Below are 15022 nucleotides of genomic sequence, written 5' to 3' on the forward strand. Positions count from 1 at the left end.
AGCAAATTTGTGGGATGGGCGGGAGAGCCCGTGCAGAAAGGACGGGCTCTCCCGCCCATCCCACAACAATCATCACGCTTTTACCCTTGGTGGAACGGGAGCATCTCAGGCAAGGCGAATATATCCGTAGGGGCGAAGCATGACCGCAGAAAATATGGGATTATAACTAATAACTTATATGCGGTCATGCTTCGCCCTCTTCAAAAGTGAGATGCACCCGGTGGAACTCTTGGGCACGATCTACCGTCCCCACAGATACGACTTTAAACTCAAATATTTCACCCGAGATTTTCCGGCCGCAATAGTCGATCGCGTCACACCGCTTTTCTGCATTGCCAATCTGGAAGATTTAGCAGCAAAACAGCAAACAGCCGAGGCTTTTTTTGCAGAAATATTACCGCAGGCAGAAGCTAAATTATACTCTAATACCAATTCTCAAAATTAGTAGTAGGGTGCGTCAGCCACTTCTGGCTCCCCACCTAAAAATTAGGCTCCTCGCTGACGCACCCTACAATATCTTCGATCCTTCAACCGCAGATGTCAGACAGATGCAACACAGATAAACGCAGATAATTTCCGGGTGTTTTCCGATTTTTGTAAGAGGTCTATTATACTCTAATACCAATTCTCAAAATTACGGAAACAGGACTGCCGTTTCGACCCAGAGATGACCGACAAGGCACTGCAATTTGCCACGCAGATCGCGAAAACGGTAAAACCAGTTTATCAAGGTAATATGAAAGTTTTAACAATTGGCATAAAATTTAGGATTGTAGCAATATACTGTCAATCTTGTGCAAGAATATCCTATTAAACCTAGAGGGCTGAAGCCCAACAACGTACCTCATCTTTTTGAGAACCGCTATAACCTAAAGTGCTAAAGATTTCGTTCCCAAAGCGATTAATATAGTAGCAGCAACCTTAAAGATTAACATCCCATGACAAAACTCAGCGTCAACATCAACAGAATCGCCCTCCTCAGAAACTCTAGAAATATCGGCATTCCCAGCGTTACCGAAGCTGCAAAAACAGTAATCGCCGCTGGAGCGCACGGCGTCACAGTCCATCCCCGCCCCGACGAAAGGCACATCAAAGCTGCCGATGTTTACGAATTAGCCAAAATGCTAACCGTCGAGTTCAACATCGAAGGAAATCCGTTTCAGCCGCCATTTATGGATATAGTTTGCGATGTCAAACCGGCTCAGTGTACCTTAGTGCCAGACGCTCCAGACGTGCTCACCTCGGATAGCGGTTGGGATATTCCCGAAAATCGCGATCGCCTCTTACCAATTATTGAAAAATTAAAAGACAACGGCATCAGAGTCAGCTTGTTTATGGACGCAGATGCTGCTCTCATGCCCCTAGCCAAAGAAGTTGGAGCAGACCGAGTAGAGCTGTACACGGAACCCTATGCAACTGCTTTTCGTGAAGGGAATGTAGAATCTGTTTTTCAACAGTATGTTTTAGCAGCTAAAGCGGCTCAATCTGTAGGTTTGGGAGTGAATGCTGGACACGATTTAAATTTGCAAAATTTAGCTAAGTTTTGCTCGATTCCTGATATACTAGAAGTCTCGATCGGTCACGCTTTAATTGCGGAAGCGTTAGAAATGGGCTTGTCGAACACAGTAGAAGCTTACCTAAAGATTCTGTCGGGTTTCTAGTACAAATAAACCTCGCTGTAAAAGCCCGGTTTTGCACAAAAATCGCAACTAAACCCGCCTGGAGAAACGCTACTCGCCTCTAAGCGCTCTCTACAAAATAGAGTTTGTGCGATCGCCCGCAACAGCTAACAGTAGAAACCGTCACCCCCTGCGGGTGATAGCGGTTTTCTAGTAGCAAGCTAAATCCCGGAGCGAAGATACCGGGTTTTTTGGGCGTTGGCATTTTTTGGGGCCAACTCCCCGATAAAAGCTTTAATTTTCCTTGACCAAATTACTAATATTTTCACCGATACTATGCTGTCAGGAGTATGATTAAAATGTCACGGCAAACTGAGGCTACCACTTAGCTCCCGCATTGTAAATTTGCTACCAGTAGGTTTGGTGCAAGTACGGGAAATTCAGGTATCCTCTATACTGCTGTAGCCGATCGCGATCGCGCCTACTTAATCCGGTGCAAACAGGCAAACACAAGTAACCATATACAACTCCTTACCCCTGCCAAGTGCGACATGAAAAAACTAATTTTACTGACTGGAATGCTACTCATGATGACGGCAAAATCCGTATTTGCCAGCCCTGTAGCCCCCAAATTTGAACCGAGCGAGCGGATGGCCGCTGCGGAAATTACACAAACTGTTAATACACCCGTTACTTCTGTCCTAGTTGCTAAGCAAGAACCGATCGAGCCAACATCAGTTACCCCAGCCCCGGTTGCGAAGCTAGAGCCGATCGAGCGAATGTCAACCTCGGAAATTCGAGCCACCATCAGCCAACCAACCACCTATATTTTTGAAGGCGTCAAAGGGCGAGAACTCACACTCTCGCTGTGGGCGGGAAAACTGACAGCCCAACTGTACAGCCCCAACGGTCAAAATCTGGGAGTTGTTGACAAAAGTGACAATCAGTGGATAGGTCAGTTGCCAGAGTCCGGCATTTATCGCGTGCGAGTTACTCCGAAAGGTGAGACTAGCGCCTTCGTACTCGAACGCGACTTTAACGCCAAGTGGACTTATAGGCCCGATCGCGCACTTCCCATAGCATACGGGGAAACAGAAGCCACAGTTAGGCTCAAAATGTCCGGCTACCAAATCCAGCCCCTGACAGTTCCCGGAAAACAGGGACAGACAATCACCGTGAATGCTAGCAACAAAAATCTCGATGTGGCGATCGAATCTCCATCGGGACAACTCCTAGATCAAGGCGAAGGTCAAACTTTTGCTCAACTCCCCGAGTCTGGCACCTACAAGGTGCTGATAGTTGCCAACAGGCCAGTTAAATCCTCGATCAGAGTTGCGGTGCGATAGATCGAGATAGATAGCAAAAACATTCTTGATGGCGATCTAAATTTCCCTCGCCCAACCACAAAAGCTCGCCCGAAACGCGAGCTTTTTTTTTGCGTAAAATCAACCGCCCAGAACTTCAACAGTTGACAGTTGACAGTTGACAGTTGACAGTTGATCTTTGGTAGGGGCAGTGGATGGTGCGTGCCTGCCCTCTTAGTTGACCTGTGACAGTTTGAGAATAACCTCTACCCTTAAGTCCGAGTATTGGAGTAATGAATAGTCTGATTTTAATTTCTCCCGCTCCGGCGGGCGGGCTTTCAACCAATTCTTTCTGGTTAGTTATATCAATTCTGGTTACACCGAAATGATGTTGACAGTTAACTGTTAACTGTTAACTGTTGATTGTTGATTGTTGGCGGATTAAACAATACCGATGCAACCGGAAACAATATTAGGGGAGCATCTCAGTTTTGGAAAAAGCATTTTTTTTACAGTGCGAGCGTCCCCGCTCGCGAGTAGTGTACAGCTCGCGAGCGAGACGCTCGCACTGCGCTATAATTTCGATTTAACGTAACTGTCAACTGTCAACTGACAACTGTCAACTGTCAACTGACCTCTCAACCTTCGATCAGTGCTGCAAAACGTTCTTGTTTCCAAATACAGCTTAAATCGGAGTCAGCTACAGCTAGCTCTCGGTATAAATTAGGCATAAACTCCACAGCCCGCTGCAAATTGTCAAGGGCCAAATCAGCAAAGCCCAGCAGCGCATAACAGCAAGCTTGATTGTAAAAAGCGTTAGCAAAATTAGGATTGATTTCTAAGGTAGTTTCATAGCAAGCGATCGCCTCTGAATAGCTACCTTGCCGCGCCAATTCCACACCCCGATTGTACCAAATCAAATAATCCTCAAAGATACACTCTGATGTGGGAGTGAACTTGGCATTTTTCTGATTTAAGCCGACTAATTTTTGCAAAGCAATTCGTCGCTCGCCTACAGCTTCGGCTCTGTCCGGTTTCAGAGCGATCGATCGACTAAAACTAGCCACTGCTTGCTTGTAAAGTCCCATGGAGTTGGCAGCTAGACCGCGATTGTACCAAGCCTTGGCATCATCTGGGTTAAACTCGATCGCGCGATCGAAACTGTTGAGCGCCTGATAGTAAAGTTTTAGCTCTAACAGAGCATTCCCTCGGTTGTACCACGCCCAAGGCGCCTCTGGCTGCAAACTCAAAGAGCGATCGAAACTCAGAACCGCCTTCTGGTAAAGCCCCATATCAATTAGCAAAAGTCCCCGGTTGTGCCAAATACTCGCCGCATATGGGTTGAACTCCAGAGCCCTGTCAAAACTGTTAAGAGCCTCCAAAAAGCGGCCCAACTTTCCTAAAGCAATAGCCCGGTTGTGCCAGCCAAAGCTCGCATCCGGCTGCACCGCCAAGGCCTCATCAAAACTTGAAAGCGCCTCTAAGTGTCGTTCTAAGTTGCCCAAAGCCATACCTCGCCCGAACCAAGCCTTATAATGATCCGATTGCAAGTTCACAGCTCTGTCAAAATTCGCCAGAGCACTATCATGATCGTTAGCTTCGAGGTGGCGCGAACCCAGATGATAATACCAAGCCGCTTCCAAGTTTTGAATTAAGTTCATAATACTTCGCATCTATCTTAGGGATGATTCTACACGAAAAATGCCCGGAGTTAAACTGTAATTTGACTACAAATCAGAAAATTTTGATACAGGGCGATCGCCCGTACAAACAGCCATTAACAACCTCAACAATTGACAGTTGAAACCGACTATTTTCCTCTCATCAAATGCTCTTTTAGCTAACCACACTCATCACTGGTTGGAGCTGCTGCAAATCTCAGGCTGGCGCGAGTCACGCAACTATTACCAGAAAGAATTGGTTGAAAGCCGTAACCCCGATCGGGAGAAATTAAAATCAGACTATTCATTACTCCAATCCTCGGACTTAAGGGTAGAGGTCGCTCTCAAACTGTCAACTGTCAACTGTCAACTGACTAAAAGTGCAAATCTCGTAGTGCCAATAGATCCAACTTCTGCTTACCCAATTCAAGCAACCACAACCACTGTTTGAGCAGTCTCGCTCAACAACAACCTGCCTGAAGCATCAATACTAAAATCCTTCCCCAGCACAAAACCCTTGCCCATCAAGCGCTTGCAAACAACCAGCGCCGTAATGCGGCGAATTTCTTCCATCACATCAGCAGGAATCAAATAACTCAAACTCCAGATCACCGACTCACAGTCAGACCAAATCAAGCGCTCAATACTGACAATCATCAAAGCAGCTACGCTGTCTGTTGACAGCCGCCCTCTGAGATCTGCAATCAAATCTTTACCAATTAAGCTATTGCGAGTCATCATCGCTCTAGCCATCTTTCCAATTTCTTGTTCGAGTTCTAAATGATTCATGCTTGGCACTGGCTGTTATGTTTTTAAAGCACTAATCGGAGTAAAAACAGTGACTGCTACCAGGCTCTGCTCTAGGGTAGCTGACGCAGGCTCTACCGCAACTCCTTTTAACAAAGTATACCTAAAGAAAGATTAAAAATGTATCTAAAGGCAGATACTAAAATTTATTTTTTTTATCATAAATGGATGAAAAACTTCCCACAACAGTTGGTCTGAGCAGCAACTCAGAGCCTGAGGCAAGTTAAGAATTGGTAAATTCGATACATAATAAAGATGTAGTTGCTTCGGAGAAAAAATAGCAATGGCTGCACAAGGGCCAGATATCGATATTGCCCCCTATATCGACCACGCCCTCATCGATCCGGGCGCCACTCCCGAGCAAGTAGAACACTGCTGCCAACAAGCAGAAAGATTTGGGTTTGCCACAGTTTGCGTGTATCCCGCCTACGTGCGACAAGCGGTAAGTCTTCTGCACGGCACAAAGTCAAAAGTTTCGACAGTCATAGGTTTTCCCACGGGAGCAACCACATCAGCAGTCAAACTCTACGAAGCTCTAGAAGCGGCAGACAGCGGAGCCGTTGAGTTAGATGTCTCGGTCAATTTAGGATTGTTGAAAGCCGGAAAAAGCGACGAATTTCACCGGGAATTGGCCGAAATTTGCGAAGAAACCGGACTAACTATCAAGGCGATTATCGAATGCTCGATGCTTTCTGATGAGGAAAAACAATTAGCGGCTGAGCTTTGCATGGAGGCGGGCGCCGTTTATATCAAAACTAACACGGGCTTTTTTGGTGGGGCGACAGTTGAAGATGTACGGTTGTTGAAGGAATTTACTAAGGGAAGAGTTGGTATTAAAGCGGCCGGAGGAATTCGCACTCACGAACAAGCTATAGATTTGATCGTGGCTGGTGCGACTCGTTTGGGGACTTCTCGCGGCCCGGAATTAATCCGCCAGCGGGATAATTTAAATCAGACTCATTAGTGATGGAAAGGTACGTAGTTGCGCTTGAGCGCTCTTTCATATATCTAAGAAAAGAGCGCTAAAGCGCAACAACATACCTCAAAATTAATTCCTAGTCATTAGTGATGGAAAGGTACGTAGTTGCGCTTGAGCGCTCTTTCATATATCTAAGAAAAGAGCGCTAAAGCGCAACAACATACCTCAAAATTAATTCGTATAAGAGTGCCGTTGTAAATCTAAAATCTATAATCTAGTGACTCGAACTTACAAAGCAATTGGAATCAATCTTAAGAGTGCGCCGATCGGCGAATCCGATCGCCTGCTGACAGTTTTGACGCGGGAATTCGGCTTAATTAAAGCCGTAGCACCGGGTGTTCGCAAACAACGATCGAGCATTGGCGGTAGAAGCGAATTATTTGTAGTCAACGAATTGCTGATTGCCAAAGGTCGATCGCTCGACAAGATTACCCAAGCGTCCACCGTCGAATCCTATCCGGGTTTGAGCCGCAATCTCGGAAAACTATCAGCCGCGCAATATCTGGCCGAATTGGCGATCGCCAGCGCCCTATCCGACGAGCCGCAAGAATCACTGTTCTTTTTGCTGGGCGAACACTTGAGCCGTTTGGAGCGTTTGTCCGATCGCACAGAAATTGAATCCGCCGCCCTGCTAGTCGCCCATCTAGCCCAGGGTATTTTTCACTTGCTAGCCCTAGCAGGCCTCGCGCCCCAAGTCCAAGTCTGCTGTGCCACCAGAGTGCCACTCATCCCAAATTTCACAGATCCGAACTGGCAAACCGGGTTTAGTATACCCTCTGGGGGAACCTTCAGCTTGCCAGAGCTAGCTAACCTAGAGGCAGAACTTTCCTCACAAACTGGCAGCCTGTACAGATCCAGCTCCCGTTCCCGGCAAACGAGCGACAGCAAACACTTGACAAATTTCCATATTAATGCTAAAGAATTAGCTGCACTGCAACAGTTGGGGAGTGCAGAACTAGGAGAGGGGATTGCCGATCGGGGGACTTGGATATCAGTAGAAAATATTTTGCGGCAATATGCCCAGTATCATTTAGGTTGCACGATTCGATCGGGAAGCTCGATCGACACGTACTTGGAGAGTTTTGAGTTTTAAATTTTGAATCTCGTGGAGTAAAAATCTCACCCAGCTTGCGGGATATCCGAACCTGTAAGCAATTTCAGGTAAATGCTCAAAATTCTTGCAAAACTAGATAATAAGAAAAGTTACGAGTTATTAAATTTAGAGGTTAACGCCTCAATTTGAAATTCCCATCCCCCCAAGCTCAACCATCCCAGGCGATCCACCCCAAATCCTATGATGCGACTGTCCGATACTGATTTGAGAAGATCTATTTTAGCTGTGACCCACCACAAGATGGAAGAACGAGAAAATTTTCCAGATTTTAACTCATCGCCCGTCTTTGCCGATCGACAATGGAGTAACGCCCAAGACCCAGAAATGGACAAATATCCCACAAATCCAGAAACAGACTGGAACAACGGCAACAGCCAGCAACCAGAAGCCATCCCCGCGCTGTCAACAGCAGCAACCGCAGCAGAGCTCGCGGAAGCAGCAGGCGAAACTCCCGAGCAACAAACCGGATTTCTGCCGGTGCTCAAAAACCGAAATTTTCTAGCGCTGTGGAGCGGGCAAGTTTTCTCGCAACTAGCAGATAAAGTTTATCTCGTACTGACGATCGCCCTGGTAGCCAGCAGATTTCAAGCGCCAGATCAAACCATCAGCAGGTGGGTATCGGCAATCATGATCGCCTTTACCATACCTGCGGTGTTATTTGGGGCTGCTGCGGGCGTATATGTCGATCGTTGGTCAAAAAAAGCAGTGCTCGTAGCCACAAACCTGCTGCGGGGAGGCTTCGTCTTGACATTGCCTTTGCTGTTGTGGCTCTCCGACGGGTGGGAACTCGGTCAACTACCGCTCGGATTCTGCTTGCTGCTGCTAGTGACATTCCTAGTTTCCACCCTAACTCAATTTTTCGCCCCAGCAGAACAGTCAGTAATTCCCTTAATTGTTGAACGCCGCCACCTGCTATCGGCAAACTCGCTCTACACCACAACCATGATGGGTTCGGTGATTATCGGCTTTGCAGTCGGAGAACCCTTACTAGCCTTAGCCGACACTCTATTTACCAATCTCGGTGGCGGACTCGGCATCGGCAAAGAATTAGTAGTCGGCGGAAGTTACGCCTTCGCCGGAGTGCTGTTGCTGTCGATGAAAACAGGCGAAAAAAACGAAGTCGAACACGAACCGCCGCATCCCCTAGCAGATTTAAAAGACGGGCTGCGTTACATCAACGATCAACCGAAAGTCCGCAATGCTTTAATTCAACTAATTATTCTATTTTCCATTTTTGCAGCCTTAGCAGTTCTAGCGGTGCGGCTGGCAGAAATCCTGCCCGGTATGAAAGCGTCACAATTTGGCTTTTTGCTGGCTGCGGTGGGCGTCGGGATGGCTGCTGGGGCGACGACTGTCGGCTATCTCGGCCACAAATTTTCTCATTCCCAACTTAGTTTAATCGGATCTGTTGGTATGGCAATTGCTCTGATGGGTATTTCTGCATTTACACACCATTTGTGGATCTCGGTGCTGTTCATTACCCTGTTGGGTTTGTTTGCTTCGTTGGTGGGAGTGCCGATGCAGACGACAATTCAAGCAGAAACCCCAGAAGAAATGCGGGGAAAAGTTTTCGGGCTGCAAAACAATGCGACTAATATCGCTTTGAGTTTACCATTAGCTTTAGCGGGAGTAGCAGAAACATTTCTGGGTTTGCCGACGGTATTTTTGGCTTTAGCGGGATTGGCGATCGCAGGTGGCGTCTTAACCTGGTATATTTCCCGTAGCACTAATAGCAAAGTCGATCGAATTTAAAACATAACAAACTCTGATTTACTCGAATGCACATCGCTTGGCTAGGAAAAAAATCACCTTTTTGCGGTAATGTAACTTACTCCAGGGAAGTCACTAACGCCTTATTAGACCGGGAATACCAGGTCAGTTTCCTGCACTTTGCCCAAGAAGCGGGCCAAATTGACAGGAATAATGCCGCGTGGAGCGTAGCAAATGGAAAATGGGGAAGTGGAATTACTCCAACTTCATATACCAATTCGCTTTCGCCCGCGAGTTGCAACGAAGTTTCTTTACCCTGTCACTACAAATCGCAAATTTATACGATTCCAACTCTCAAATCCCGCACAGTGTTGATGAAGTCTTTGCGGCGGCTGAAACCGGATGTTGTTCACGCTTCCCTGACGCTTTCGCCCCTAGACTTTTTGCTGCCGGAAATTTGTCAGGAATTGAATTTGCCTTTGGTGGCGACTTTTCACCCGCCGTTCGATCGCAAATTGCGGAATTTGACATCGGGAACCCAACACCTGATGTATCAACTGTACGCTCCGTTTTTGGCTAACTACGACTCGACGATCGTCTTTTCTTACATTCAGCGAGATATTTTGGTGAAGTTGGGAGTGCCGGAAGAACGGGTAGCTGTGATTCCCAACGGCGTAGACGCCCAGAAGTATTCGCCCGGGCCTTCGGGGTTGAAGTCGGAATTAAAAGCCGATCGCATATTTGTATATCAAGGCCGCATTGCCCCCGAGAAAAATGTTGAGGCTTTGCTGAAGGCCTGGAAACAATGTAATTTTGGCCCTGGCAACGTATTGGCGATCGTAGGCGACGGGCCCCTCGCCGCCTCGCTGCAACTGTCCTACGGCGAAGAGGACGGCATTGTATGGCTCGGATTTGTCGCCGAGGAGGAACGCCGGATCGAAATTCTGCGCGGTGCAGATGTATTTATTCTGCCTTCTTTGGTGGAGGGATTGTCCCTGTCGCTGCTGGAAGCGATGGCCTGCGGTTTAGCTTGCTTGGCAACGGATGCCGGTGCTGACGGCGAGGCGTTGGAGGAAGGCGCGGGGATAGTTTTGAACACTCAGCGGGTGCGGAGTCAGTTACTAACTTTGCTGCCGTTGTTTTGCGATCATCCTGAGTTTGGAATGCTGCTGGGCCAAAAAGCGCGCCAACGGGCGATCGAGCGCTACACTCTCAGTCAAAATATTACTGAGTTGGAAAAGCTTTATGCAGAAGTTTTGCAGAGGCAGCGCGTGCCAGTTCGCGGTTTAGCATGATTTAGCAGGAACAAGAAAAGGAAGAATGCTCGTCCCCAGGCAGAGCCTCTGGGTATCGGTTCCCAGGCTCTGCCTAGGAACCAGTTCAATGCCCAATTCTCAATCCCTCCGCTTCGCTTCGCCCAATTCCCAACAGAATGACTTACAAAAATCCTGCTCCTACAGTTGATATTATCATCGAATTGGTCGATCGCCCGCAGCGACCGATCGTACTTATAGAACGCTTGCATATTCCCTACGGTTGGGCGATTCCCGGCGGCTTTGTCGATTATGGGGAATCGGTAGAAACGGCGGCAAAACGCGAAGCTTTAGAAGAAACAAGTTTGAATGTAGAATTAATCGAGCAATTTTACGTTTATTCCGATCCAAATCGCGACGCGCGGCAACATACAATCAGTATTGTATTCTTGGCTGCGGCAACTGGCGAACCTCAAGCTGCGGATGATGCTAAAAATTTACAAGTTTTTGAGTCTTGGCAGATTCCCGAGCAATTGTGTTTCGATCACGATCGCATTTTACGCGATTATTGGCGTTACCGTCATTACGGATTGCGGCCGCGTTTGACAGTTGACAGTTGACAGTTGACAGTTGACAGTTGTTATGTTTTGGTGACAATAACCAAATAACCAATTCCCAATTCCCAATTCCCAATTACCAATTACCAATTACCAATTACCCATTACCCATTACCAATGAAAATATTGACAATATTAGGTGGAGGTGCATGGGGTTCGGCCCTGGCAAATCTGGGAGGTAAAAAGGGCGATCGGGTAAATTTGTGGTCGCGCCGCAGTTCTTTTAGTCTAGAATCGGTTATAACTGGCGCCGATGTTGTGGTTTCGGCAGTTTCGATGAAAGGAGTTGGCGAAACAGTCGATCGCCTGCTTGCCTTAAATCCAAATCCCCGTACAATTATAGTTACTGTCACCAAAGGTTTAGATCCCGCCACGACGCGCACTCCATCTCAAATTTGGCAAAATGCCTTTCCTAATAATCCAATTGTCGTACTTTCCGGCCCCAATCTTTCCGAAGAAATTCAGCGAGGATTACCCGCTGCCACGGTAGCGGCGAGTTTGGATTTAGCGGCGGCGAAGCAAGTGCAAACTATTTATAGTTCGGATATTTTTCGGGTTTATGTCAATCAAGATCCCCTGGGGACTGAGTTGGGGGGCACTTTGAAGAATGTTTTTGCGATCGCCGCTGGTGTTTGCGATGGTTTACAATTAGGAACTAATGCTAAATCTGCTTTGTTAACTCGCGCCTTGCCGGAAATGATTCGGGTAGGGGTTCGTTTGGGAGCACGCGCCGAAACTTTTTATGGTTTGTCTGGCTTGGGGGATTTACTCGCTACTTGCAATAGTGCTTTGTCGCGCAATTATCGGGTTGGTTTCGGATTGGCGAAAGGCAAGTCTTTGGAGCAAGTATTGCACGAATTGCAGAGCACTGCTGAAGGAGTTAATACTACTAATGTGTTAATTGATTTGGCGGATCGGCGCGAGATTGAAGTTCCTGTTTCTCGTCAAGTTTACCGTTTGCTGAATGGGGAAATTACTCCAGAACAAGCTGTTTTATCGCTGATGGAACGTGCTTTGAAACCGGAGATTTAAGAACCGTACAGGTGGCGATTAGCGAAAATTCATCAACTGCGATCGCAAATCGAGTACAACCAGCACCAAACAACTTACTTAAATTCTGGAAACTATGGTTAAAATACCCAATTGGTTAATCTATGCACTCGTTTGTTCATTATTATACGGCTTTTGGGGATTTTTTGGCAAGTTAGCAACTAAATCTATTGACTATAAAACAGTTTTTGTTTATGAAACAATCGGCGCTATTTTAACTACAGTATTTATTCTGGCCAGCAGTAAAGACTTGAGTCTTGAGGGGAATATTACAGGAATCGTATTTGCTTTATTAATCGGTGTTTGCGGAACTGTAGCATCGGTGATTTTTCTGAGATCCATTGAAAGCGGGCCAGTTATCAGCGTCATCAGCATTACATCACTGTACCCGCTAATTACTGTATTTCTATCATATTTCTTCCTGAAAGAAGCAATTACAATCCCGCAAATTATCGCTCTTGTGCTAGCCATAGTTGCAGTTATACTTGCGTCTTAGTTGAAATATAGGAGTTATCAAAAAAGTATTGTAGGGTGCATCGCTCTTGACAATTTAGGAATCAGTTTGAAAATCTCGCAGCGACGCACCCTACCAATATTTAGAGCAGCATCACTGAGAATGAGTTTTTTAGAAAAGGCGCTCTAATTTTTTGTATACTTCATCATCGTTACGCTTACCAACTAGAATAATTTCTACCAAATCTTCTTCGGGATTAAAGTTGTAAATAATCCGATACTCGCCACTATCTACCCGATAATAACCCAGATATCCGATTAATTGCTTGCTATCATTAGGTAAAGGATCGACATTCAGCGCTAACACTTTTTTAGCAATTTGAGCCGCTATTTTAGGTTGCAAACCCTTGAGAAAGTCGAGAACTGTTTGTAAACCATCAAGTTTCGCCATTTGCCAGTTGTTTTAGTGTTTCTACAAAGGTTTTAGTACCAACCATTTGAGACTGACTCAGAGCAGATTTTGCTGATGAACCTAAAAGCATATCTTCTAATTCCATCAGTCGCTCTATCAAGCCCTGATAGGCATCAGCGGACATGATTACGTGGCTGGGCTGCGATTTATCTGTGAGTAAAACTGGCTCCACAGCAGCTAGGTTAAAGACTGTCCCCTGTGGATTGCATACTTCTGCGAGGGTATAGCTTTGCATGACAGATGTTATGAGTTTGGGTTATGTCTATTTTAAGCAAAATCGGCAGGGGTTGGGAGGTCGATCGATAATTTGGGATTGCAAAAGTAGTCCTGAATGCAAAAAATTAGGTTTTTGAGAAAAATCGCGCACATCTGGGAGAAGTTTCGCAGTCTCGTAAGGTGCGTCACTGTTGAAAATCTAGGAATCAGCTTGAAAATCTCGCAACGACGCACCATACCAAGGAATGCAACCGAAAATGATATAAATACGCTCTATTTACCGCCGTAATAAAACGCAACTTCTTTGTCTTTTAGCGGTGCAAAGTCGGCAGCAATTAGCATTGGATCGAGTTCTGCTTGAGGCAGGTGTTTGACTCCAATTCGGACAATGCGCGATCGCATGGTGTTCGACACGCCGCTGCGCTGTCTTCCGGCTTCTAATCCCATTACTTTCTCGTACAGGTCTAATTTTGCTTTCGGAATCGCAGTGCCGTCAAAATCGATTCCTGAGGCGATCGCCACATCGATCGCATCTGCACCAGTTGTCGATTGAGCTGCTGAGTTTGTTTCTGAAGACATTGTGCTGTGATATCAAAGTTTGTTGTGGGAGCATTTTATCAGAGAAGTATCCCCATCTACGAAAAAAAGCGATCGACCTCTTTAATATCCACATTTCCCCCGCTGACAATTACACCAACTCTGCTATTTTCTGCTTTCACAACTCCAGACAGCAAAGCCGCCGCAGCTAACACTCCCGTAGGCTCGACAACAATCTTCATCCGCTCCCACATAAAAAACATTGTATTGCGAATTTGCGCTTCCGAAACAGTTGCCATATCGTCCACATAATGCAGCACCAAAGGAAAAGTTAATTTCCCCAAAGAAGGTGTGCGCGCGCCGTCAGCAATTGTATCTGGGTTGCTAACAGTTTGCAGCGTTTTGGTGCGGAACGATCGCGCGGCATCATCTGCTTGCTCGGGTTCCACCCCTATTACTTTACACTGGGGAGACAAAGTTTTAGCTGCGATCGCACATCCCGACAATAAACCTCCACCGCCGCAGCAAACCAGCAGCAAATCCAACTCCCCAACTTCTGCGATCAATTCCATCGCCGCCGTACCTTGTCCCGCGATCACTCGCGCGTCATCATAAGGAGGAATAATTGTGAAGTGTTGTTCTCTCGCAATTTGGGCGGTGAGATCTTCGCGGGAATTGCGAGTGCGATCGTACAAAACAATTTCGGCACCGTAGCCGCGAGTCGCTTCCTGCTTGACTTTGGGCGCGTCTGCTGGCATTACGACAGTAGCAGGAATTGAGAGTAATTGTGCGGCAAGGGCGATCGCCTGCGCGTGATTTCCCGAAGAAAAAGTCACTACTCCGTTGTGTTTTTGGGCTTCAGATAGCTGCATCAAAGCATTACAAGCACCGCGAAACTTAAACGAACCCGTCCTTTGAAAATTCTCGCACTTGAAAAATACTTGAGAATGGGTTTGTTTGTTTACAGTCTGCGAAGTCAGCACCGGTGTCTTGAAAGCTTTGCCCTGCAATCGTTTTGCCGCCGCCTCCACATCAGCAAAACAGACTTGCAAAGCATTTTTATCGGTAAGGTTGGCTGTCATATTTTTTTCTGCCTGGGGTGCTTGGGCGGCATTATATCATACATAGAATCAAAGCTTAATCAATTTTGATGATATGACATATCGGAAATAATTATCAATAGACTATTGCAACTAATTACCAAAAGCGTTGTAGGATAAGTTGAAGATT

At 46.5% G+C, this 15022-nt stretch carries 18 protein-coding genes; 10 read left to right on the plus strand and 8 right to left on the minus strand.

The features are described from left to right. Positions 1-178 precede the first annotated feature (178 nt). The gene (locus JGK14_RS25820) at positions 179-445 is read left to right on the plus strand and encodes a hypothetical protein (RefSeq protein WP_325315645.1); all 267 of its coding nucleotides are present in this window, start codon (positions 179-181) and stop codon (positions 443-445) included. Between the two features lie 493 nt (positions 446-938). Then, entirely contained in the window at positions 939-1661 is a 723-nt protein-coding gene (locus tag JGK14_RS25825) for a pyridoxine 5'-phosphate synthase (RefSeq protein WP_293219271.1), read from the plus strand. Positions 1662-1740: 79 nt separating this feature from the next. Here the strand turns inward: JGK14_RS25825 and JGK14_RS25830 are convergent, their stop codons facing one another. Beyond that, positions 1741-1884 (minus strand): hypothetical protein, encoded by a 144-nt coding sequence (locus JGK14_RS25830; RefSeq protein ID WP_293185168.1) that lies wholly within the window; start codon positions 1882-1884, stop codon positions 1741-1743. A 286-nt stretch (positions 1885-2170) separates the two neighbouring features. On the opposite strand from JGK14_RS25830, the gene JGK14_RS25835 reads away from it, so the two are divergent. After that, positions 2171-2965: a hypothetical protein gene (locus JGK14_RS25835; protein ID WP_293185169.1), complete on the plus strand. Its 795-nt coding sequence runs from the start codon at positions 2171-2173 to the stop codon at positions 2963-2965. Between the two features lie 596 nt (positions 2966-3561). Here JGK14_RS25835 and JGK14_RS25840 read toward each other — a convergent pair. The 3 genes from JGK14_RS25840 to JGK14_RS25850 all read right to left on the minus strand — a co-directional run bounded on the left by JGK14_RS25840 (position 3562) and on the right by JGK14_RS25850 (position 5373). Continuing rightward, positions 3562-4584, minus strand: a complete 1023-nt coding sequence (locus JGK14_RS25840; RefSeq protein WP_293185170.1) for a tetratricopeptide repeat protein — start codon at positions 4582-4584, stop codon at positions 3562-3564. Between the two features lie 179 nt (positions 4585-4763). Then, positions 4764-4892: a hypothetical protein gene (locus JGK14_RS25845; protein WP_293185171.1), complete on the minus strand. Its 129-nt coding sequence runs from the start codon at positions 4890-4892 to the stop codon at positions 4764-4766. 118 nt (positions 4893-5010) lie between these two features. Then, entirely contained in the window at positions 5011-5373 is a 363-nt protein-coding gene (locus JGK14_RS25850; RefSeq protein ID WP_293143633.1) for a hypothetical protein, read from the minus strand. 301 nt (positions 5374-5674) lie between these two features. Between JGK14_RS25850 and deoC the strand changes: the two genes are divergently transcribed. From deoC to JGK14_RS25885, 7 genes are all read left to right on the plus strand, one after another. Further along, entirely contained in the window at positions 5675-6355 is a 681-nt protein-coding gene (deoC, locus tag JGK14_RS25855) for a deoxyribose-phosphate aldolase (protein ID WP_293185173.1), read from the plus strand. A gap of 232 nt (positions 6356-6587) precedes the next feature. Beyond that, positions 6588-7463: a DNA repair protein RecO gene (gene recO, locus JGK14_RS25860; protein WP_293185175.1), complete on the plus strand. Its 876-nt coding sequence runs from the start codon at positions 6588-6590 to the stop codon at positions 7461-7463. 201 nt (positions 7464-7664) lie between these two features. After that, positions 7665-9236 carry an MFS transporter gene (locus tag JGK14_RS25865; RefSeq protein WP_293207747.1) on the plus strand — a complete coding sequence of 524 codons (1572 nt, stop codon included), beginning with the start codon at positions 7665-7667 and terminating at the stop codon, positions 9234-9236. A 26-nt stretch (positions 9237-9262) separates the two neighbouring features. Beyond that, on the plus strand, positions 9263-10489 hold the full coding sequence (locus JGK14_RS25870) for a glycosyltransferase family 4 protein (protein WP_293185178.1): 1227 nt from the start codon (positions 9263-9265) through the stop codon (positions 10487-10489). A 137-nt stretch (positions 10490-10626) separates the two neighbouring features. After that, positions 10627-11067, plus strand: a complete 441-nt coding sequence (locus JGK14_RS25875) for an NUDIX hydrolase (RefSeq protein ID WP_293185179.1) — start codon at positions 10627-10629, stop codon at positions 11065-11067. Positions 11068-11181: 114 nt separating this feature from the next. After that, positions 11182-12096 carry an NAD(P)H-dependent glycerol-3-phosphate dehydrogenase gene (locus tag JGK14_RS25880; protein WP_325315646.1) on the plus strand — a complete coding sequence of 305 codons (915 nt, stop codon included), beginning with the start codon at positions 11182-11184 and terminating at the stop codon, positions 12094-12096. 94 nt (positions 12097-12190) lie between these two features. Continuing rightward, the gene (locus tag JGK14_RS25885; RefSeq protein ID WP_293185182.1) at positions 12191-12610 is read left to right on the plus strand and encodes an EamA family transporter; all 420 of its coding nucleotides are present in this window, start codon (positions 12191-12193) and stop codon (positions 12608-12610) included. Between the two features lie 129 nt (positions 12611-12739). Here the strand turns inward: JGK14_RS25885 and JGK14_RS25890 are convergent, their stop codons facing one another. The 4 genes from JGK14_RS25890 to JGK14_RS25905 form a co-directional block, all read right to left on the minus strand. Further along, positions 12740-13018 (minus strand): type II toxin-antitoxin system RelE family toxin, encoded by a 279-nt coding sequence (locus tag JGK14_RS25890; protein WP_293185183.1) that lies wholly within the window; start codon positions 13016-13018, stop codon positions 12740-12742. Further along, on the minus strand, positions 13005-13274 hold the full coding sequence (locus JGK14_RS25895; protein ID WP_293193382.1) for a prevent-host-death protein: 270 nt from the start codon (positions 13272-13274) through the stop codon (positions 13005-13007). The genes JGK14_RS25890 and JGK14_RS25895 overlap by 14 nt, the downstream gene beginning before the upstream one ends. Positions 13275-13528: 254 nt before the next feature. Then, positions 13529-13834: a small RNA NsiR4-regulated ssr1528 family protein gene (locus JGK14_RS25900; RefSeq protein ID WP_293185185.1), complete on the minus strand. Its 306-nt coding sequence runs from the start codon at positions 13832-13834 to the stop codon at positions 13529-13531. A gap of 56 nt (positions 13835-13890) precedes the next feature. Further along, positions 13891-14874, minus strand: coding sequence for a threo-3-hydroxy-L-aspartate ammonia-lyase (locus tag JGK14_RS25905; RefSeq protein ID WP_325315647.1), 984 nt, complete (start codon positions 14872-14874; stop codon positions 13891-13893). Between the last annotated feature and the right edge of the window lie 148 nt (positions 14875-15022).

Origin of the sequence: Microcoleus sp. PH2017_28_MFU_U_A (assembly GCF_020738035.1) — a bacterium.
Taxonomy (GTDB): Bacteria; Cyanobacteriota; Cyanobacteriia; order Cyanobacteriales; family Microcoleaceae; genus Microcoleus.

Excerpts from the sequence above, each read along its gene's own strand:
- JGK14_RS25835 (WP_293185169.1), top strand. The coding sequence starts at position 2,171 with ATGAAAAAACTAATTTTACTGACTGGAATGCTACTCATGATGACGGCA.
- JGK14_RS25875 (WP_293185179.1), top strand. The coding sequence starts at position 10,627 with ATGACTTACAAAAATCCTGCTCCTACAGTTGATATTATCATCGAATTG.
- JGK14_RS25865 (WP_293207747.1), top strand. The coding sequence starts at position 7,665 with ATGATGCGACTGTCCGATACTGATTTGAGAAGATCTATTTTAGCTGTG.
- JGK14_RS25840 (WP_293185170.1), bottom strand. The coding sequence starts at position 4,584 with ATGAACTTAATTCAAAACTTGGAAGCGGCTTGGTATTATCATCTGGGT.
- JGK14_RS25845 (WP_293185171.1), bottom strand. The coding sequence starts at position 4,892 with ATGAATAGTCTGATTTTAATTTCTCCCGATCGGGGTTACGGCTTTCAA.
- JGK14_RS25820 (WP_325315645.1), top strand. The coding sequence starts at position 179 with ATGCGGTCATGCTTCGCCCTCTTCAAAAGTGAGATGCACCCGGTGGAA.
- JGK14_RS25830 (WP_293185168.1), bottom strand. The coding sequence starts at position 1,884 with ATGCCAACGCCCAAAAAACCCGGTATCTTCGCTCCGGGATTTAGCTTG.
- JGK14_RS25825 (WP_293219271.1), top strand. The coding sequence starts at position 939 with ATGACAAAACTCAGCGTCAACATCAACAGAATCGCCCTCCTCAGAAAC.
- JGK14_RS25900 (WP_293185185.1), bottom strand. The coding sequence starts at position 13,834 with ATGTCTTCAGAAACAAACTCAGCAGCTCAATCGACAACTGGTGCAGAT.
- JGK14_RS25870 (WP_293185178.1), top strand. The coding sequence starts at position 9,263 with ATGCACATCGCTTGGCTAGGAAAAAAATCACCTTTTTGCGGTAATGTA.
- JGK14_RS25850 (WP_293143633.1), bottom strand. The coding sequence starts at position 5,373 with ATGAATCATTTAGAACTCGAACAAGAAATTGGAAAGATGGCTAGAGCG.
- JGK14_RS25905 (WP_325315647.1), bottom strand. The coding sequence starts at position 14,874 with ATGACAGCCAACCTTACCGATAAAAATGCTTTGCAAGTCTGTTTTGCT.
- JGK14_RS25895 (WP_293193382.1), bottom strand. The coding sequence starts at position 13,274 with ATGCAAAGCTATACCCTCGCAGAAGTATGCAATCCACAGGGGACAGTC.
- JGK14_RS25880 (WP_325315646.1), top strand. The coding sequence starts at position 11,182 with ATGAAAATATTGACAATATTAGGTGGAGGTGCATGGGGTTCGGCCCTG.
- JGK14_RS25890 (WP_293185183.1), bottom strand. The coding sequence starts at position 13,018 with ATGGCGAAACTTGATGGTTTACAAACAGTTCTCGACTTTCTCAAGGGT.
- JGK14_RS25885 (WP_293185182.1), top strand. The coding sequence starts at position 12,191 with ATGGTTAAAATACCCAATTGGTTAATCTATGCACTCGTTTGTTCATTA.
- deoC (WP_293185173.1), top strand. The coding sequence starts at position 5,675 with ATGGCTGCACAAGGGCCAGATATCGATATTGCCCCCTATATCGACCAC.